The organism is Palleniella muris (genome assembly GCF_004792655.1).
Lineage (GTDB): Bacteria > Bacteroidota > Bacteroidia > Bacteroidales > Bacteroidaceae > Prevotella > Prevotella muris_A.
In genome coordinates, this window is record NZ_SRZC01000007.1 from 89,891 (window position 1) to 106,813 (window position 16,923).

The 16,923-nt window shown below is 41.6% G+C and carries 29 protein-coding genes; 28 read left to right on the forward strand and 1 reads right to left on the reverse strand.

Annotated features, from left to right (window positions below; all coding sequences use genetic code 11):
* The first annotated feature begins 10 nt into the window (after positions 1–10).
* Together E5358_RS05695 and E5358_RS05700 are read left to right on the forward strand one after the other, a co-directional pair.
* Positions 11–355, forward strand: coding sequence for a hypothetical protein (locus tag E5358_RS05695; protein WP_135939286.1), 345 nt, complete (start codon positions 11–13; stop codon positions 353–355).
* A gap of 250 nt (positions 356–605) precedes the next feature.
* The gene (locus E5358_RS05700) at positions 606–1,868 is read left to right on the forward strand and encodes an RNA-directed DNA polymerase (protein WP_135939287.1); all 1,263 of its coding nucleotides are present in this window, start codon (positions 606–608) and stop codon (positions 1,866–1,868) included.
* Positions 1,869–2,586: 718 nt separating this feature from the next.
* On the opposite strand, the gene E5358_RS15290 is transcribed toward E5358_RS05700, so the two are convergent.
* Entirely contained in the window at positions 2,587–2,721 is a 135-nt protein-coding gene (locus E5358_RS15290) for a hypothetical protein (protein WP_277821171.1), read from the reverse strand.
* Between the two features lie 504 nt (positions 2,722–3,225).
* Here E5358_RS15290 and E5358_RS05705 point away from each other — a divergent pair.
* The 26 genes from E5358_RS05705 to E5358_RS05830 all read left to right on the forward strand — a co-directional run bounded on the left by E5358_RS05705 (position 3,226) and on the right by E5358_RS05830 (position 16,833).
* Positions 3,226–3,687 carry a hypothetical protein gene (locus E5358_RS05705; protein ID WP_135939288.1) on the forward strand — a complete coding sequence of 154 codons (462 nt, stop codon included), beginning with the start codon at positions 3,226–3,228 and terminating at the stop codon, positions 3,685–3,687.
* A 14-nt stretch (positions 3,688–3,701) separates the two neighbouring features.
* Entirely contained in the window at positions 3,702–4,799 is a 1,098-nt protein-coding gene (locus E5358_RS05710) for a ubiquitin carboxyl-hydrolase (RefSeq protein ID WP_135939289.1), read from the forward strand.
* A gap of 655 nt (positions 4,800–5,454) precedes the next feature.
* Entirely contained in the window at positions 5,455–5,727 is a 273-nt protein-coding gene (locus E5358_RS05720) for a hypothetical protein (RefSeq protein ID WP_135939328.1), read from the forward strand.
* A 16-nt stretch (positions 5,728–5,743) separates the two neighbouring features.
* Entirely contained in the window at positions 5,744–6,793 is a 1,050-nt protein-coding gene (locus E5358_RS15295; protein ID WP_277821172.1) for a DUF2829 domain-containing protein, read from the forward strand.
* Positions 6,794–6,845: 52 nt separating this feature from the next.
* A complete protein-coding gene (locus E5358_RS05730) occupies positions 6,846–7,487 on the forward strand; it encodes a hypothetical protein (protein ID WP_135939290.1) in 642 nt (213 codons plus the stop codon).
* A complete protein-coding gene (locus E5358_RS15300) occupies positions 7,484–7,873 on the forward strand; it encodes an RtcB family protein (protein ID WP_277821173.1) in 390 nt (129 codons plus the stop codon). Before E5358_RS05730 ends, E5358_RS15300 begins: the two co-directional genes overlap by 4 nt.
* Positions 7,854–8,525 (forward strand): RtcB family protein, encoded by a 672-nt coding sequence (locus tag E5358_RS15305; RefSeq protein WP_277821174.1) that lies wholly within the window; start codon positions 7,854–7,856, stop codon positions 8,523–8,525. The genes E5358_RS15300 and E5358_RS15305 overlap by 20 nt, the downstream gene beginning before the upstream one ends.
* Positions 8,526–8,572: 47 nt before the next feature.
* The gene (locus E5358_RS05740; RefSeq protein WP_135939291.1) at positions 8,573–9,412 is read left to right on the forward strand and encodes a radical SAM protein; all 840 of its coding nucleotides are present in this window, start codon (positions 8,573–8,575) and stop codon (positions 9,410–9,412) included.
* Complete coding sequence (locus tag E5358_RS05745; RefSeq protein ID WP_104405213.1) at positions 9,409–9,642, forward strand: hypothetical protein; 234 nt, start codon at positions 9,409–9,411, stop codon at positions 9,640–9,642. Before E5358_RS05740 ends, E5358_RS05745 begins: the two co-directional genes overlap by 4 nt.
* Positions 9,626–10,345: a TIGR02757 family protein gene (locus E5358_RS05750; protein ID WP_135939292.1), complete on the forward strand. Its 720-nt coding sequence runs from the start codon at positions 9,626–9,628 to the stop codon at positions 10,343–10,345. The genes E5358_RS05745 and E5358_RS05750 overlap by 17 nt, the downstream gene beginning before the upstream one ends.
* Positions 10,346–10,354: 9 nt before the next feature.
* The gene (locus tag E5358_RS05755; protein ID WP_135939293.1) at positions 10,355–10,750 is read left to right on the forward strand and encodes a hypothetical protein; all 396 of its coding nucleotides are present in this window, start codon (positions 10,355–10,357) and stop codon (positions 10,748–10,750) included.
* A gap of 1 nt (position 10,751) precedes the next feature.
* Positions 10,752–11,072, forward strand: a complete 321-nt coding sequence (locus E5358_RS05760; protein WP_135939294.1) for a hypothetical protein — start codon at positions 10,752–10,754, stop codon at positions 11,070–11,072.
* Positions 11,039–11,296 (forward strand): hypothetical protein, encoded by a 258-nt coding sequence (locus E5358_RS05765; RefSeq protein WP_135939295.1) that lies wholly within the window; start codon positions 11,039–11,041, stop codon positions 11,294–11,296. The genes E5358_RS05760 and E5358_RS05765 overlap by 34 nt, the downstream gene beginning before the upstream one ends.
* A 219-nt stretch (positions 11,297–11,515) precedes the next feature.
* Positions 11,516–11,884: a hypothetical protein gene (locus E5358_RS05770; protein ID WP_135939296.1), complete on the forward strand. Its 369-nt coding sequence runs from the start codon at positions 11,516–11,518 to the stop codon at positions 11,882–11,884.
* Positions 11,885–11,887: 3 nt separating this feature from the next.
* Positions 11,888–12,091, forward strand: coding sequence for an ATP-dependent Clp protease adaptor ClpS (locus tag E5358_RS05775; protein ID WP_135939297.1), 204 nt, complete (start codon positions 11,888–11,890; stop codon positions 12,089–12,091).
* 75 nt (positions 12,092–12,166) lie between these two features.
* Positions 12,167–12,427: a hypothetical protein gene (locus E5358_RS05780; RefSeq protein WP_135939298.1), complete on the forward strand. Its 261-nt coding sequence runs from the start codon at positions 12,167–12,169 to the stop codon at positions 12,425–12,427.
* A 47-nt stretch (positions 12,428–12,474) separates the two neighbouring features.
* Positions 12,475–12,645 (forward strand): hypothetical protein, encoded by a 171-nt coding sequence (locus tag E5358_RS05785; protein WP_277821175.1) that lies wholly within the window; start codon positions 12,475–12,477, stop codon positions 12,643–12,645.
* A 113-nt stretch (positions 12,646–12,758) separates the two neighbouring features.
* A complete protein-coding gene (locus tag E5358_RS05790) occupies positions 12,759–12,947 on the forward strand; it encodes a hypothetical protein (protein ID WP_104405223.1) in 189 nt (62 codons plus the stop codon).
* Between the two features lie 515 nt (positions 12,948–13,462).
* A complete protein-coding gene (locus E5358_RS05795) occupies positions 13,463–13,804 on the forward strand; it encodes a hypothetical protein (RefSeq protein ID WP_135939299.1) in 342 nt (113 codons plus the stop codon).
* Positions 13,805–13,817: 13 nt separating this feature from the next.
* On the forward strand, positions 13,818–14,252 hold the full coding sequence (locus tag E5358_RS05800) for a hypothetical protein (protein ID WP_135939300.1): 435 nt from the start codon (positions 13,818–13,820) through the stop codon (positions 14,250–14,252).
* A 1-nt stretch (position 14,253) separates the two neighbouring features.
* On the forward strand, positions 14,254–14,664 hold the full coding sequence (locus tag E5358_RS05805; protein ID WP_135939301.1) for a helix-turn-helix domain-containing protein: 411 nt from the start codon (positions 14,254–14,256) through the stop codon (positions 14,662–14,664).
* Between the two features lie 3 nt (positions 14,665–14,667).
* On the forward strand, positions 14,668–14,928 hold the full coding sequence (locus E5358_RS05810; RefSeq protein ID WP_104405227.1) for a hypothetical protein: 261 nt from the start codon (positions 14,668–14,670) through the stop codon (positions 14,926–14,928).
* Complete coding sequence (locus E5358_RS05815; RefSeq protein WP_135939302.1) at positions 14,925–15,287, forward strand: hypothetical protein; 363 nt, start codon at positions 14,925–14,927, stop codon at positions 15,285–15,287. The genes E5358_RS05810 and E5358_RS05815 overlap by 4 nt, the downstream gene beginning before the upstream one ends.
* 11 nt (positions 15,288–15,298) lie before the next feature.
* On the forward strand, positions 15,299–15,604 hold the full coding sequence (locus tag E5358_RS05820; protein WP_135939303.1) for a hypothetical protein: 306 nt from the start codon (positions 15,299–15,301) through the stop codon (positions 15,602–15,604).
* 244 nt (positions 15,605–15,848) lie between these two features.
* Positions 15,849–16,469, forward strand: a complete 621-nt coding sequence (locus tag E5358_RS05825) for a hypothetical protein (protein WP_104405230.1) — start codon at positions 15,849–15,851, stop codon at positions 16,467–16,469.
* The gene (locus tag E5358_RS05830; protein ID WP_104405231.1) at positions 16,438–16,833 is read left to right on the forward strand and encodes an RNase H family protein; all 396 of its coding nucleotides are present in this window, start codon (positions 16,438–16,440) and stop codon (positions 16,831–16,833) included. The genes E5358_RS05825 and E5358_RS05830 overlap by 32 nt, the downstream gene beginning before the upstream one ends.
* Positions 16,834–16,923 lie beyond the last annotated feature (90 nt).

Below are 16,923 nucleotides of genomic sequence, written 5' to 3' on the forward strand. Positions count from 1 at the left end.
ATCAGATTATATGAAACATACATTAGATACTTTGTATTGTCCTGAATGTGGCGGTACTAATGTTCAAATAATGGCATGGGTGGATGCAAATACGAACAAATACTGTTCTGATGTAAACACTCCGGCTGAGACGGAAGATACATGGTGCGAAGATTGCGAAGACCACACCGGACTTGCGACTCTTTCTGAATTGTGGGAGAGATTTTCTGAAATTCCAATCAACAACGATGACGAGATTGAACGGGATTTTATGTGTTTTCCCGCCGGAACATACCGTTTTGATGTCTGGCATTGGTTTGATGAGCGTTGTCCCAATGGTCTTGCGGTGGACTTGATGGGAGAAAACGCAGAATAACATTACGACCAATGTTGAAAGCAAAAGATAATCTTATCCCAACAATCGAACAGTGCGCTCCGTCAATTCTTTCCCTTCATGGATTAAAGAAAGGCCGTGATTATACAGTTAGTAATGGTCAAATATACCTGAAAGACGCCGCAAAGAAAAATACAGTAATCGCTGCTCTTAGGAGAGTTTGCCCGGAGAAACATTACTACTGGGAAACGCCTCATCTGTTACGGTGGTTTTAATCAAAATTTCAAACAACATGGCAGATATTATATTAGAAAAATTTTTCGAGATGCCTCGGTGGGAATATGCCATTGACAAAGGCGTTGGCAAGGACATAAGCCGGCGAGACCTTTGTAAATTGACTAAGCCCGAAACGAGAGCTCGAATGTATCAGGCTATCAAGGATGGCAAATATGAGATCGCACCTCCTCATACAGCCCAGATACCCAAGGACAACGGTGAGTTCAGGACAGTTTACATTAACGAGCCGATGGACCGCATACTTCTCAGCATTGCCAACGATCTCCTTTTTGAATTGACCCCAGACATGGTTCATAAGAGCTGTAAGTCTTATCAGAAAGGAATCGGCTGTGGTAAGGTCGTTCAAGAAGTTTCAAGGATGATATGCGAGACTAAAGGTGATGTGACTGGCTGGAAGTCCGACCTCAGTAAATATTTCGATAGTGTGCTTATCGGATTTATCGATAAGGCGTTTGATATGGTTGAAGCCAAATATGGCCATTCCGCTCTTATTGATGTACTGAGGAAGTATTATCACAGTGATTATTACTTCGACCCAGATGGCAATTTGTTGCAGCAATATCAATCATTAAAGCAGGGTTGCGCTGTTGCTTCATGGCTGGCAGATGTTCTTTTGTATCACATCGATTTTAAGTTGAGTCAGCTGGATGGCTATTATGCTCGCTACTCCGATGATATGCTTTTTGTCGGTCCCGAATATGAAAAGGCAATGGCTATTTTGACAGACGACCTTGCGTTAATGGATATGAAGCTCAATCCGAAGAAAGTAGAATACTTGACTCATACGAATTGGTTCAAGTTCCTTGGCTTCTCTATTAAAGGTGCCGACATTTCATTAAGCGGGTCTCGAATCAAAACTTTCCAGAAGGAAATTGAGCACCGTACAATCAAACAACGAGGAATTACATTGACAAAGGCTGTCAATTCTGTCAATCGTTATCTTTACAAGGGTAATGGCGAGTTCAGTTGGGCCACACAAGTTCTCCCTATTTGCAATGTCATCAAAGACATTAACGAACTGAATAAGTTTGTTATGGATTGTCTGAGGGCTGTGCAAACTGGCAAGAAGAAGGTCGGTGGTCTTGGCTATGTCAAAACAAAGTCTGAAGGTTGCATACAACGCGGACAGGGCAGAAATGTCAAAAGCAACCGAAACAAGACGGAGCAAGAAATTCCCGGCTATTTAACCATTGGCTGCATGAGAAACGCTCTTCTGACGAGCCGTGAAGCTTATGCGACATTGGTTGAGAATCTTTGATAGTGCAATACGCTGGAAGAAGAGCACTTCTTTCAATTTAGACGCCATAATGTTGTCCAGTTCCAGCTCAGACTTGTAGTCGTACCCGACTCCTGCGCCGGAGCTTCCAGCGGACAGAATGGCGTCCCAATATCGAAATGATTACAGAAATGCACCATAAGTGCTGACTTTCAGCAACCGAGTGTACGGTTTGAGAGGAATGGCTTCAAAATTCAATTAAGATCATCTTTAACTCTTGATTCGTTTCGTCTTGAGTGTACCACCAAGACTGTCAGAATCAAGACAAGATGATCCTAATATCGACACCATTAAAGTATTACACAGTAAAACCTGACTTCTCTTCTGAGTATGCAGAATATGATTGAATAGCGAATACTTCAGCGTGATCTCCTTAACACTCGATAAGGTCCGAGTCTGTTATACATCCTGGACCGTTATCGATGAAGCAGATCACGTACATTGAAAAGATTACAGAACCATACAAAAACGCTTGACAATCATAAAACATTTGGGCATCTGCACAAGATAGATTATGAGATATAAAATTTAATTCTGAAGACTCAAACCAGAATCGACGGGCTTTTGGAGCAGCGACTGCCATCTCCAGCCAGCCCGTCGATTCTGGCGAATCTTCTTCATATTGACGCCAATATAGTTATGTGCAATTATATCTTGGTAATCTCGGCAATACAGCTGGTCCGGTTTAAGAAACTAATGTTCAGCTTTGCGGCCAGAATCCACCGCGTGAGCCGGCGCCAACAGTGTTTCCACTGTTTCGCCGCCGGCGCACTCCGTTCATCTGGCCGCACACATCGAAACGATTGAAGTAATGTATCGCAGTTTTGAGAACCAAAATTCTTTCAGCACAACTTCGGCCAGTCAAGGCAGCACCTTTATAAGAGACTGGATTTGAATGAAGGCTATCCATCCAGGTTTGAAACCTGGATTACTCGCCTTCAGCATCCAGCTCTCTCATCGAAGCAAATATAGAAATGTGCCAGACTGATGAGACTGGCTATCAATACAGCACAGTATCAATTATGCAAGCGGCTTTAATTCAGCGCGGCGGGTACACACACGCGTGGTTCATCTCAAATATGAGATGACCTACGCGTGCCAAACCCGCTCTTCGCATCGGCTCTAATATAGCAATGTGTCAATTAGCCTGAGCATAATTAAAACAATGTAACGTAACATCGGATGTATAAGGGATTTGGCTTTAAGTAACAGGTCACAATCATCCGGGTTCTCTCAGGATTATATCCTGACCTCACCCGGATTCAATACCTGTTATGTATCGATTCGATTAAAGAACTACGTCACAAATTTTGAATACGTCCTTTTTAATTGACATTCAATGGAAAATATTTGGAATGAAGCGCAAGAAAAAGTCCATAATGGTTCCACCTTCAGAATCAATTTGGAGAAGCGTGACCTTGTAATTGATGGCAAATACATCATCAAGGATGGTAAATATGAAGGAAAACTGGGATATGATACTAAATTCCCAGTTAATGCCTTACTCGCTATGGTAGAGGAATACTACTGGGAATATCTTCATAGTGTTCCGTCTGCCCGTAGTGAAGCAAAGTATAGGCGTTATTTCCGTGCCCTGCCGGAGCATGAACTTTCTGAAGAAGATATGCTATACGGTCAGCACCGGGATATAACCCAGTTACGTTTGGAACTGTTTATCCTGATAGCAATTATACAGAACACATTGATTTGGGATGAGTTTGCCAAAGGTAAATGGTTTTGGCAATCAAAGAAGCACCCGTCTCTTGTGTTGCTTAAACAATGGATAGAAATCAATAACTAATAAAATATACAACAATGAAAGAAACAAAAGTAGTATGCCCTAAATGCGGCGCAAGTATCGCAATTCCTGAACATGAGTCATTCACAGCAGGTATCGCTATCGGTAAGGATAGCGGTCTGGGAACTGTTACGCTCCCACTTGAATCAGAAAACAATTCAATTTCTAAAAACAGAACAGCAATGAAAGCATCAAAGAAAATTGAGGCGATGAAAGCCGCCGGTATTGACGTAACAAACCTTTTCGCAGTAACAAATGCAGAGGGCGTAGAATCTATCGCACGTCTTGAAAACGGAGGTCTGACTATTTTGGCAGACAACGACCCTATCATTATCGCCATCTTCAAGGGTGGCACTGTGCCTAACCGCCGTCTGTTCCGCAGATGGGTTATGGCGCAGGTATTCCACATGCTGACTCAGAAGGATTGGAAAACCGGTAAGCCTGTAGGATTTCTTAATGCGCTTCAGGCAAAGGGCTTCTGTTATAGCTGGGAAATGCTAATTGAGGAAATCCGCATACAGGCTAAGTTGGAAATGCTCGACCAGGAAAATTTTATCCAGCGCAATCGTTGGTTCAATAAGAATGTAGCCGGTGCAATGGCAGCAGACTATCTCAAGCAGCTTAACGAGCATGTTGAGCAGAGAAAGAAAAAATGTAAGCGTTGTAAGGGCACTCCTTATATTACGCTCAACGGCAACAACATCTTTGTTGATGATTTGCGCAAGAAAGTGTTCAATCCGCTGGAAAGATGCGCCCGACTGATTAAAGATGCAAAAAACATGACAGACCTCTACCGTGCTGCCGTCGGATTCTACCAGATTGTGAAAGAGATGTATTCACCTTACAGTCTCGTGATGAGCCCGGCGTTTAAGGATGCGTACAAGGGTGCTGGTGGCTACTTCACTATGCGTAACCTTATCATGTTCCACGGATGCAAAATGCTTAGCAGTAAGGGGAATCCGCTGGTAGAGTCGTCATCTCTCCGTGAGCTTGATAAACTTGCTGAAGTCTATAAAAATGGAGAAGGTTGGCGTATGTTTGGCGCCATGAAAGAGCTGATTGTCAACAATGGCATTGACATCGAAGCCAAAATGAACGAATGGCGAAGCAAATAAAATGAAACAGGGGCTCACCAAGTGCTTTAATAGCTGGTGGGTCCCATTATTAAACTCTCAAAATATGGACAATAAAAGAATAGCCGACATAGGAGAAGTGCATTGGTATGACGGTCTGCCATATTTTCTATTCGGGCAAAGTGACAATGGCTTCATATTCAAAGATGAGGAAGCCTATAAGGATGACTGGGATGCTCCTTGCTATGTACCGGAGTATGCAGCGGAAGATGCAGCGGTAGTGGTTGATGGCATAGAGTATGAATGTGGCGGCGAAAACTGTGATTATTACACCCACAATGACCTTCTTGAGCTTTGCTGTGGTAATCGAGAGTGGTGCGATGCCCTGTTCAATGATATTGATTGGTGCTATCCTGAAACAAGGATTGAAGAAGAGGATGATACAGACACATCTTATTTTTATCGCTTTATTAAACCCGGTGCCAAAGTTTGGTGGAATGATCCTGTTGGAGAAACGTCTGGTGAATATGAGGTTTTCAAGGTTCCTTTTAGCTTTAACGAGCAAGGCGAGCTAACCGGCGACCGTGATGATTTCTTCTTGGACGCAATTGTATGTATTGCATCTTCTGACAGCGAGGCCGAAGTCTATGTTCGCGAGTTGACTCCAGTCTATCCTGATTTGATTACACCAAGCAGTATGAGATTTCAAGATTATGAATTTAACGGTACGACATATAGATGCCGTATCGTAACAGACAAAGACGGGGGTGACCTCGTTATTGCCAGCACCAAGTTTTTAGATGCGCTACAACCCGGAAGTTTTGAAGATGAAAATGACGGATTTGCGAGTAAAGAAGCGGGAAATATCTATGATGAGATATTTTATTTCACTGATGATACTAACCTTCAGCTTTCTGACGAACAACTGGTGGAAGTATTGAAAGAAGATAATGGAGAGTGGTTTGACTAAAACATATTGAATAATAATGATAGATGAACGCATTTTGTTTTATCAAGGGTTCCCCATTTTCTTGAATAATGGGTTATATCTTCAAAGCGTTGATAATAGCCGAAAAGAAGCCTATTATTTTTATCCTAAGCAACATGGTTGTTGGGGGATTGGTGCTTTCTTATTAGATAGCGGCTGTGTTAGATTGATTGGCGCTGGCCCTACATCACATTTAGCTGGTCGCATGTGTTATCCAACATCAGAAAAAGAATATCGAAAGATGTTTCACAATGAGAGTTTGGATTTTTTAACTGACGGCCAAAGCTTTGCGCAAAACATATTAGCTAATGCTATAGAAATTAAAAAATCAAATAATGATATGAAAAAGTATATTGGAACAAAAACAATTAGCGCCACCCCTGCGTGGCGAGTAGATGGTAAGGTATATCCTAAAGATGGAGAGGTGCCTCGCTCGATGAATCGTGAAGACGGCTACAAAGTCGTTTATGAAGATGGCTATGAAAGTTGGTCTCCGAAAGATGTGTTTGAAAAGGCATATAAGATTGCAGAAACACCTGTTGACCGTATGCAGATAGAAGCCAGCGAAGTCAATGACAGATATATAAAGTTGGCTGCTTTCATAGACTCTGGTAAAATGAATGAAGTTGTGGATGACACGTACAACAAGTGTTTGCTGGAAATGCAGTGTTGTACCATGTTCGACTATATACGTCTTCTTGACGCTCGCATACAACGTATGCAAGGCTCTCATAGCGCAGAAGTGCGGAAGATGAATTTTGGCATGGCTATCATGGCTCTCAAAGCGGGTTATCCAATCCGTAGAAGCGGCTGGAATGGCAAAGGCTTGTGGGTCATCAAACAAGTGCCGGCTCATATTACAGAGGAAATCGTTCCCAAGATGCAATCTCTGCCTCAATCCGCAAAAGACCTTATTCTAAAAGGTAAAGGAACCATAGATTACACCTCCCAGTGCCTTATCTATAATGAGAACACTGGTCGTGCTGATTCGTGGGTTCCGTCTATCAGTGATGTGTTTGCTGATGATTGGGAGATTGTAGTGGAGTAACTAAATGTTTACTGGGAGGCCAATTCGTTGACCTCCCTAAATTCATTTACAAATGATTGACAATTTCGACATAATCAAACCTTTGTTCTACTTCAATGAAGTGAACAATATGTTTTTTCATCTTCAGATACTGAGGCGTGGTAAGGATCATCCGGAACTACCAGCGGCAAACAAACTCATTCAGTCATGGCTCGTTAGAAGTCGGGAACAACTTGATAACTTGAAGGATGAGGTTGTATTCCTGTGCGAACATTACAAAGCGCGGGCATATATCAATGTTGCTGGGAAAGATTTTGAGAAGTTAAATACCCTCATACTCAAAAAACTCGCGGATAATGTTCATACAGGCAATGTCATCAACCCCTGGCATATTTACAACAGTGCTTGTGGCGAATTAACAAGCCGTCGTAAGAGCTGGATAATTGACATTGATACACGAGACCTCGACACCAAATACGAAGTACTGGAAGAATTGGATGGCATCTGGCTGGAAACTCATCCAGAATCGAAAGAGTATTTGGATGAGTGTTGCCGTGACATCGTGTATCTTTTTGCTGAGATTCCGACAATGAATGGATGCCATCTTATCACTAAACCATTTAATCTTCAGAAGTTCAAAGAAAAGTTTCCGGAGATTGACGTTCACAAGAATAATCCAACGGTGCTTTATGTACCGAAAAGTATAACACAATGAAGATATTTCAAAATTTAATAGGCCAAGACGTGAAGATCTTCGGAGATATTCTGGAAGATGAGGCTTTGGCTCAAATACAGCGATTGGCCGATTTCAAGCCATATCAGGATTCCCATATCCGAATTATGCCGGATGTTCATGCTGGGAAGGGATGTACTATTGGTACCACAATGTATATAACCGATGCTGTGACCCCTAATCTGGTAGGCGTTGACATAGGGTGCGGTATGTTTGTCGTTCCGCTGGGTCAGGTTGATATAGACCTCGCTAAGTTTGATGAAGTTGTACATCAGTATATCCCATCCGGCCATAACATTCATAATACTCCGATTCCTCGGTGTTCGTGTATGTCAGTATTATCAAAAGATGACCGAATCGTTATGTAGTCGTGGTTTTGCCGATAGAAACGAAATTATTCAGCATTTGAAGGCTGAAGGCCGTGCTAATGAAATTCAAACTGAATTGTCAAAGCTAAAGCCTATTTCGGTGCCTGACGGACTTGCATACATAACAGGAGAAGTCCAAGAACACTATTTCCATGATATGCAGATTGTCCAAATGTACGCGCAAATGAACCGTGAAACAATGGCATATATCATACTTGCGAAGCTCGGATTAAAGATAAGTAGGGCTATTCAGCCATTTCATACTGTTCACAATTACATCGACTTTTCCACTTCAGGGATTATCCTCCGTAAAGGCGCAGTTCGGGCAAATCAAGATGAACACCTTATCATTCCAATGAATATGCGAGATGGTTCACTGATTTGTGTTGGTAAGGGGAATCCGGACTGGAACTATTCTGCTCCACATGGAGCCGGGAGGTTGATGTCTCGCAAGAAGGCAAAGGAAACGCTCTCGGTAGAACAATTTGCCGAAGAGATGAATCAAGTGTACTCTTCTTCGGTGTGCGAAGCAACTCTTGACGAGGCACCGATGGCTTACAAGCCTATGAAGGCTATCATTGATGCCATTCAGGACACCGTTGAGGTTAAGAAAATCATTCGTCCTATCTATAATTTCAAGGCAAAGGAGTAATATGTGGTAAACTATTATGAGATCAAATAAAAGAAAAATTACGCTTTATGATTATCAACATAACACAACACTGTACATTGCGTTGTCCGCATTGTATGCAAAACGCTGGGCCTGAACGCAACGAAATGATGAGCAAGGACACATTTATCCAGGCTTTGCGATTTGCAAAGAACATAGGGTCAAAGGTTGTCATGCTTTCTGGAGGTGAGCCGACATCTCATCCAGAGTTCTTTGATTTTATGGAACTCCTCATCAACAGTGATTTCATATCAGTTTCGGTGCTATCCAATGGCACGTTCATCAGAGACCACACTTTCACTGAGAAATTTGCTCAAATGGTGTCAAAGCGGCAAGGGTTTTTCTTGCAGATTTCTTCATTCAAAGGATTATATGCCAACTATGATGAACTGCATAAACCCAATTTGAAAGCCTTGCGTCTGTTTGGTGAAAAGGTCGCGTTGTGTGATAAAGACAGCGACATTCGGATGAAACCGTTGGGTCGTGCTTGCAGTGGTAAGTGGTACGATGAGGCTAAATGCGTAAACGGATTCCCTTCCTGTATCAACTCATCATTGATATTGGCACAGACAAAGGTTCTGTGCAAAATCGGTATAGGTGCACTGATGGAGCATCATCAGCGTTTCTGCCTCCCCATTGTAAGTTGGGACGGCAATATTCGTTTAGGAGAGTCTGAACAGTGCAAAGTCATCGCTAACATATCGGAGCCGGTATCTCATATTACCCAGAAATTATTCAGCTTCCGTCCGTGTGGCGGCTGCGATTCGTATAAGTGGCATCTTCAGAACCCTTCTACTGAGCAGGAAAAGCAAGTCTGCAACATATTGTACGGTGTTACTAATCAATCAAACAAAGAGGAGGCAGTATGACAATAATTGCAGAAATTATAGCTTGGGTGGCGACATTGTTTCGCGGTGCCGGGATGTTAGCGAAAAGCGCTAACACTATCAAATATTTGGTGAGTGCCGGCAATCTCTTCTGGATGGTCAATGGCATTATGACCCGGAACACCCCACTCATAGTTAGCAATGGATTTTGTTTGGCGGTCATGCTTTATGAAATCATAAGCAACAAACTCAAAAATGGACAACAGAATTAAGCAACGGCTGATTGATTGGGCTGGACGGTATGAATCTCCAGCCTTTATCATTGACGACCCGGTGCAATTCCCCAGAAAGCATATTGGAAAGCGAGCTGAGATTAGTGGCTTTATCACGTCTTGGCTCGCTTTCGGTAATCGTAAGGCTATCATTAAAGCAGCGGATTGGCTGGACAAGGACTTTTGTGACGACCCTTATTGCTGGGTGATGACGAAGCAGTATAACTTTTATTATAACGACCACAGGAAGTTTTATCGTTTCTTGTCTTATGATGATTTGTACAAGCTTGGAGACCGTTTGCGAAGGCTCTACAGCGATTTTGAACGTATGGAGGATATGATTATCTCCCAACCAAATAAAACGCCTGTAGAAGCCCTGTGTAACTATTTTAAGGGTATCAATGGAATCCCGGATTATAGTAAGGGCTCTGCATGTAAGCGACTCTGTATGTTTTTGCGCTGGATGGTGAGGTCTGATAGTCCAGTTGATATGGGATTGTGGCACAAGTTGAAGGCCGACGACTTGATGATTCCATTGGACACTCATGTACATCGTATGGCATTGGAACTGGATTTGACCAGCCGGAAGCGAGCTGACATGCAAACCGCTCTGGAGATTACCGGTGCAATGAAAGAAGTTTTTCCGAATGACCCAGCAAAAGGCGACTTTGCCTTGTTTGGGTATGGAATAGAACATAAATAATAATTAAATATGAAAGCAATACTCAAAAATACAGGAGAAATAATTGATGTCCACTGGAACGACGGGTGGATCAAGGACACTGAACCCAAAGCCTGGTTGAACAGAAATGAATTTGACATATTAGGTTATACGGACGAAGAAGTTCGGGAACAAATTGAACGAGCTATTGAAACCGATCGAAAGGAACAATTGATAAAAGCATTACAACGCCCTACCACTATTGCAATAGCGCAAGAAAGTATTGATTGGGAGCAGCGTAAGTACGAAATTGCCAAAAATGCAATAGTTGGTATTTTGGCCTCGCCAATCATTCCAGGCGTTGATCCTAATCCAAGCGTTGAATGTGTGGCACGTCATTCCGTGCTGATTGCTAATGCTCTCATCGAAGAACTTAAAAAGTCGTGATATGAATATAACAGAATTACGTCAAAAGCTTCGTTACGATGGAGAGCACCCCAAGTGCAAGCGGTGTGGCAAAGAAATATACATACCAATACCACCGGAAGAGTTACAAAAACAATGGGGAATTTTCGCTTGGACAGCATTTGTCAAACAATATATCAAACATCATGGGTGGTATGAGCTTGATAACCTAAACGGCAATATAGTGTGTGATAGATGCTTGTGTATTACAGATATACCTAATAACATCATGTTGAAAAGCTATGATGAGTGGATTAAAAAATATAAGGAATGGAGACAAGGAACAACCAAGAGGATTATATAAAAATTCGTTGTTCAGATTTTGGTTTGGTGCAGCGAAAATATATGCTCTCGCAAGAAGAGATTGATATGATGCCTATTGACATAGTAAAGCGAAATATTGCTATTGAAATAGGTCAATATCTTTTTGACCAGGGAATACTCGGTTTCGAGCAAGAAGATAATACTCTGATTGCCAGTTTATATGTAGTAAGGCATCCAGCAGGGGTGCAAAATGAACAGCGATGAAAACTCATAATAATAAGTCATCACCAAAACGCCTAAAGCGTGGAATGTTTGTACAGTTATCCGATGGCTCCATCGAATTGGTTACGGCAGTTTTTAGATTCCCGGCCAATACAAAATTCCGCAAGAAAGGGTGTACAATGTTTCAATCGAAAAATTGGATATGGCACACAGCATATTCAGACGATGTAAAAATTTTAGGATTCTCTAAAGTAAATCAAAATGGAAACTATAGAAATAATCAAAATTATTGAATCCCAGCTTACAACAGATGAGCAACAGTTATTGAAAGATACTATTAACTATGGCTCCTGGGGAGATTGCGATATGGAATTTCGCAATGAAGTTGGAGAGGTGGAAACCGCCTACGCATGGGGTTATTGTACTAACGATGCCAAGGACGCTGGTCATTTTAGCGGTCGTAAAGTTGCCTCGATGTTTAAGTCAATCTACAAGAAACTTTGCCCAGACAATCACACTGGACGTTTCCTCAGTCAATGTAACGACTGGTGGGGAGATGGAAGTGGGGATATGCTCTTTATTCGAGGAGAGGCATGTAAGGTTGTAGAAGAATGGGCAAAACAAGAGTAAGGAATGAAAGCCTCTGAATGTAAATGCTGCATCTGCGGCAAACAGGCCGTAGCTTTTTGGCCCATGATTGACCCTGACATTCCGGCTGAACCTTATTGCCGGAAATGCCTAAATGAAGCGAAAATTCAAGTTCTTATGAATTGCTTTGGTAAATCTGAGAAAGAAGCAGAACAATTTGTTAATTTCCTAAACAAGCAAACGCAGTAAATCATACGAATAAACCAAATTGATATGGTGGCTCCGACCACAATAATTCATCTAAATCATTTAACAGTTATGTAAATGAAATTTTTTAATGCTATTTGCAATTGGCTGAAGCGTATTAAAGAACGCTCTCAGGCCGCACGTCAAGAACGTCATACCAAGCAGTTAGAGAAGATAAGCTGCGAAAGTATCAACGTCACCGAGTTTAACGGTTGTCTATATATTGCTCACGATGGGGTGCCTATCGTAAGAGTAGATGATCTTAAAGCCAAAGCGCCCGATGTTTTGGCTCAAGCTCGTGAAGACTATTTGGCATGGAGAGCAAAATTTAACGCATAACAGCAATGGCAACAGCAAAATTCAAAACAAACGACCGAGTAACAATCGTGAGCAACAGCCTTCAACCCCAGTACAAGGGGAAGGTTGGTAAAATCAAGAAGGTCTATGCCTCTTTCAGCGATAACGATGCGGAGGAACGCGAGTTCTTCTATCGCGTTGAAGTTGACAACACCGTTCTAAAAGGAATTGCTTGCGATTCAGACTTACAGCCGGCATAAGATAGGCGTAAGTCAACTCACCGGTTGATGAGGGTTGGGGTACTGGCATATTCTGACCCTCATCTTTTTTACACCGCAAATTTACAAAAATAATCAATAAAAACATTACAACAATGGCAAAAACAAGTAAGAACACATCTAAAAATGAAGTACGTGAGGTTCGTCCAACAGATTATCAACCTCAGCCTGGGAATAAGGCCATCCTCAGTTTGGCAGATTTTAGTGACGACAATCTATTTGGCGAACTCCGTCGTCGTGGTTATAACGGAGAACTCAGACTCGTTAAAGTGATCAATGTATGAATGACAGGCTTAAACAATTTTGTAGCAACTGCCATAACAAGAAAGTCGTTGGCAGAAACAGGTGTCCGTTTGAACAAAAGCACATGTGCCCGGACTATGCTGCTTTCAAAGCTTCTCTGGTGCTGGAAGATGACACCACAGCTCAATTGGTTCCAGTGGACCTTTTGCTGAAAGCGTTGCGTGCTCATGGCTATACAGGTGAACTTCGTAAGGCTATAACCGTAACAATTTGAGCTATAATGGTAGAATTGAGTTAATAGTTGTACAAAGTTTACAAGAAATCCAATGATATTTTGTAATTTTGCAGTGGCTTTAATTGCCGAATAAGACATATTAGAAAAGTGCCTCATATTCGTTAAATCGCCAAATTAAACAAATATACACGAGGCACGGAGACAGCTCATACACAGTGGGCTGCCTATCCGTGCGTGTATATAGGTGTTTGGCGATACCTGCGAATTAGTACGGATGGCAGCCCACTTTTCTTGTGTCCATGCAAATATAATGTTACAATTATGAAACAAGAAAAACGAGATGATATAGACACTACGATGTTGATGCTTATAGGCTTTGGAGCCGGAGCATTGCTATCTACGGTATTCTTTCTTTTCTTAGGCGTATTTATCGAGGCTGGTGAAAATGAAACATGGTCATTGCAAGCCGTATGGTCGGGCCTGATGAGCATGTGTATCAGTGTCATCATCGGAATAATCACCTTGCTATATTGGAAACTTATTGCATCTAAAACAGGCGTATTGTTCCCCAGATTAAACGGATTTAAGTTACTGCTTGCTTTTGCTTCTGTGGTGCCAGGCATGGCTTTGACTATAGGGCTGGCTTATCAATTTATCATGTAACCAAAAGAAGGGTATGAATCGAAAGAAATTGTTAATTATGGCCAAAATCCTGATAAATGGAGGAATATTGTGCTTGTTGCTATTGTGCTTACCAGTATTATCATACTGGGTGGAAAACAACCCATGTATCGTATTGTTCGCTTTGGCGCTCATATTGATAGGTTGTTTTCAATGTATCATAGCGAATAAAAACTTCTCTGAGAGAGAGCCTGAAGATGATCACCCAAAACGCTTTCCAATAATATGGTACTTCAAAACTATAAAATGGATCTTGATTGTTGCTGTTGCATTTCACATAATAGCAGCGTCTATTGTTCTGTTCTTTTATTGCCTAAAGCATGAATTTGAAGCCACTTTGCTGGTTACGACGTTTGCAGGAATTGCTATAGGTCTTATATGTGAGGTGGCTATACCTTATTACAAAAACAGCAAAGATAAAACAAATTGATATGAATTGTACAGAATTATGCGAACAATTGGTAAAACAGAAAGATGAAGCGCATGTACGTCTAAAAGACAGTTTACCATATATCTTACAGTTATCCAACAAGAAAATAGAAGCCATTGAACGTGGCTTTGGCAGTTTCAATGTTAATGATATGATGCTTTACATTCTTATGTGTAAGACATCTTTTATATTAACCGGTCAGGAATACTGGATAATCAGCACCGTTGACGATTTGCGTGAGTGCATTAAGCGAGAGCGTGAGTTTGCCGGAATATCGTCCAGACAATTAGCAAAGAATGTCAAGGTGCCCATGACAGTAATAGACGCTTTTGAAAATCGTAATGGCGGTTTGAGAATTGAAAGCTTCTTGGACATTATCAATGCTTTGGATATAGAAATACAATTTGAATAATATATGAATAAAGAAAGAAGAGAAGAACTATTGGACGTAATCGATTTGCTGGAAGAGGCAAAAGATAGGATTGGCGAAATCCGAGAGGAAGAAGAAGATGCCTTGTATTCCCTTCCAGAGGGACTTCAAGAATCTTCCAGAGGATTTGCGATGCAAGACGCTATGGACACTCTCGATGGATTTACTGATTCAATAGACAAAATACAATGCCAAATAGAAGAATTTGCACGTCCTAAGAAAAAGCAGAAAAACAAAAAGCCATGAGACGTTTTCAATTTACCGACGACGAATACAATAAGCTTTCTACTGTAACCGGATTCCCTGCAATTGACCTTCAGAAACTCGACGCCTTGGGTCTGCTGGCGAATGATGTGGCAGTTCGCATGGTGCTGGAATATGAATATCAAACTCAGCGAAAAATGACGAAAGCGTTACCAAAACTCGTCCTTCAGGCTATAGCAAATAAATACGGCTTATCCCCTCAAAAAGTGAGGGGATTTTTGTTTCATAGAAAGCAGCCGGTTTATTATTGCTCAAAATGCCGTAAAGAGATTTCTCGCAGTGAGCATAAAAAATTTGATGGTCTCTGCGAGAACTGCGCAATAGATAGTATTAAACTATAATTCTTATCGATATGAACGTAAAGCAAATTGAAGTGCATGACTATTATAAAGCATTGCACCCTAAAGCGCTCATTCTTTATCATATTCCGGGGCAATATATGGTTCTGGGGAATGACGTTGATCGAGCGTTAAAATCATTGTCAACTATCCGCGTGTTAGAATCTGGTGTAGGCGTTATGCCTGATGGCTTATCTGTCCTGTCCCTTTTCGGGAGAGACGGTACTGAGATATGTATCATTGATTGCCGAAACGAGAACGGGGCACTTGATTTGCCAGATATAGAACGCATAAAAGCAGAAAAAGAAATGGATTATTAAATTTTTTCATCATAACAGGAATTGAGATTGCTGTTATCTGTCTAACAAGTTGAATTAAAGCAAATAAATCAAATTCAAACGGCAACTTATTTATAACACAAAACGACTGAATATCAGTGTTTTACGAAAACATTTTGTCGTTAAAAATAGCTTAAATCCAACTTTTATAAGCTAACTTTGTACCACTGGGTTGCATCATTTGCGGCTCGGTGGTTTTTTATTTTGAATAATCATAACAACCGCAATGGAACAAGACATCAATAAAATCGAGACAACCGGAGCTGGTGTAGAAAAGGTTCACACGAAGCTCAAATTCATCAAATCTGAGAAGAACGGAGCATTTATCAGTTTCGTTTCCCAGAATCCTGTAAATGGCGTAGTATGCGGAGTTCGTCAGGATTCCCCGTACCCTAAAAAGATTGTCATCATCGACCGGGAAATGTCAAACAACATACTGCCTAATGTGCTGTATGACTGCACCCTCATTCCGATGACAAAGACCATCAATAAAAAGACTGGCGAGGAGCACATTCCAGGCTATATTGCAATCGAAGCAAATGCTGTCCAATTTAAGGCTACTGTGACTACCAAATATGTTCGCGGTTCCATGTATCAGGTAGAAGTCGCTTTCGGCAACAAAATCATAAGGTTTGACCCATTTCACGGGCAGAAGGAAAGCGTGAAATCCCTGCCGGCTTGTCTGGCAGTTCTGGAAAAGCGATGTGACGTCAAGGATCTGATGTATATCGTAGAGAGCTTCAATACCGCAGCTATCGAACTGGTAGAGCAGATGAAGCAGGATATGCGTGAAATCCATAACAAGAGAGGCAAAAATGAGAAGACCGGTCGAAGGAATCGCCACTGATGCGGCCCATTCCATGAAGAATGGAAAGACAGAGTATCAAGGTATAAACTTAGCGACCAAAGAACAGATATTTTATAAGGATTTGGGGAACCAAACCACTAATATAGGAGAATTTCTTGCGGTTGTCGAGGCTGTGAAGTTCATCATTGAGAATGACTTCCAGCCTCGAATCATTTATACCGACTCCATGACTGCAATCGCATGGTTCAAAGCGAAGAAAACGTCATCTACAAAACCGTGCAAAGACCTGACCCGTGCAGAAATGTTCCTGCGGGCACTGTCATCGGACGTGGACACAATTGAAATTTATCACTGGGACAACAAACGCTGGGGTGAAACTCCGGCAGATTTTGGTCGTAAATAATGCCCAACTAAGCATGAATAGACAAAAAGCCAGTAATTTGCTAAACATTATGTCTATTATGGTTCTATTCATTAAAAAGAATATATCGTG

Excerpts from the sequence above, each read along its gene's own strand:
- E5358_RS05695 (WP_135939286.1), top strand. The coding sequence starts at position 11 with ATGAAACATACATTAGATACTTTGTATTGTCCTGAATGTGGCGGTACT.
- E5358_RS05700 (WP_135939287.1), top strand. The coding sequence starts at position 606 with ATGGCAGATATTATATTAGAAAAATTTTTCGAGATGCCTCGGTGGGAA.
- E5358_RS05705 (WP_135939288.1), top strand. The coding sequence starts at position 3,226 with ATGGAAAATATTTGGAATGAAGCGCAAGAAAAAGTCCATAATGGTTCC.
- E5358_RS05710 (WP_135939289.1), top strand. The coding sequence starts at position 3,702 with ATGAAAGAAACAAAAGTAGTATGCCCTAAATGCGGCGCAAGTATCGCA.
- E5358_RS05720 (WP_135939328.1), top strand. The coding sequence starts at position 5,455 with ATGAGATTTCAAGATTATGAATTTAACGGTACGACATATAGATGCCGT.
- E5358_RS15295 (WP_277821172.1), top strand. The coding sequence starts at position 5,744 with ATGATAGATGAACGCATTTTGTTTTATCAAGGGTTCCCCATTTTCTTG.
- E5358_RS05730 (WP_135939290.1), top strand. The coding sequence starts at position 6,846 with ATGATTGACAATTTCGACATAATCAAACCTTTGTTCTACTTCAATGAA.
- E5358_RS15300 (WP_277821173.1), top strand. The coding sequence starts at position 7,484 with ATGAAGATATTTCAAAATTTAATAGGCCAAGACGTGAAGATCTTCGGA.
- E5358_RS15305 (WP_277821174.1), top strand. The coding sequence starts at position 7,854 with ATGACCGAATCGTTATGTAGTCGTGGTTTTGCCGATAGAAACGAAATT.
- E5358_RS05740 (WP_135939291.1), top strand. The coding sequence starts at position 8,573 with ATGATTATCAACATAACACAACACTGTACATTGCGTTGTCCGCATTGT.
- E5358_RS05745 (WP_104405213.1), top strand. The coding sequence starts at position 9,409 with ATGACAATAATTGCAGAAATTATAGCTTGGGTGGCGACATTGTTTCGC.
- E5358_RS05750 (WP_135939292.1), top strand. The coding sequence starts at position 9,626 with ATGGACAACAGAATTAAGCAACGGCTGATTGATTGGGCTGGACGGTAT.
- E5358_RS05755 (WP_135939293.1), top strand. The coding sequence starts at position 10,355 with ATGAAAGCAATACTCAAAAATACAGGAGAAATAATTGATGTCCACTGG.
- E5358_RS05760 (WP_135939294.1), top strand. The coding sequence starts at position 10,752 with ATGAATATAACAGAATTACGTCAAAAGCTTCGTTACGATGGAGAGCAC.
- E5358_RS05765 (WP_135939295.1), top strand. The coding sequence starts at position 11,039 with ATGGAGACAAGGAACAACCAAGAGGATTATATAAAAATTCGTTGTTCA.
- E5358_RS05770 (WP_135939296.1), top strand. The coding sequence starts at position 11,516 with ATGGAAACTATAGAAATAATCAAAATTATTGAATCCCAGCTTACAACA.
- E5358_RS05775 (WP_135939297.1), top strand. The coding sequence starts at position 11,888 with ATGAAAGCCTCTGAATGTAAATGCTGCATCTGCGGCAAACAGGCCGTA.
- E5358_RS05780 (WP_135939298.1), top strand. The coding sequence starts at position 12,167 with ATGAAATTTTTTAATGCTATTTGCAATTGGCTGAAGCGTATTAAAGAA.
- E5358_RS05790 (WP_104405223.1), top strand. The coding sequence starts at position 12,759 with ATGGCAAAAACAAGTAAGAACACATCTAAAAATGAAGTACGTGAGGTT.
- E5358_RS05795 (WP_135939299.1), top strand. The coding sequence starts at position 13,463 with ATGAAACAAGAAAAACGAGATGATATAGACACTACGATGTTGATGCTT.
- E5358_RS05800 (WP_135939300.1), top strand. The coding sequence starts at position 13,818 with ATGAATCGAAAGAAATTGTTAATTATGGCCAAAATCCTGATAAATGGA.
- E5358_RS05805 (WP_135939301.1), top strand. The coding sequence starts at position 14,254 with ATGAATTGTACAGAATTATGCGAACAATTGGTAAAACAGAAAGATGAA.
- E5358_RS05810 (WP_104405227.1), top strand. The coding sequence starts at position 14,668 with ATGAATAAAGAAAGAAGAGAAGAACTATTGGACGTAATCGATTTGCTG.
- E5358_RS05815 (WP_135939302.1), top strand. The coding sequence starts at position 14,925 with ATGAGACGTTTTCAATTTACCGACGACGAATACAATAAGCTTTCTACT.
- E5358_RS05820 (WP_135939303.1), top strand. The coding sequence starts at position 15,299 with ATGAACGTAAAGCAAATTGAAGTGCATGACTATTATAAAGCATTGCAC.
- E5358_RS05825 (WP_104405230.1), top strand. The coding sequence starts at position 15,849 with ATGGAACAAGACATCAATAAAATCGAGACAACCGGAGCTGGTGTAGAA.
- E5358_RS05830 (WP_104405231.1), top strand. The coding sequence starts at position 16,438 with ATGAGAAGACCGGTCGAAGGAATCGCCACTGATGCGGCCCATTCCATG.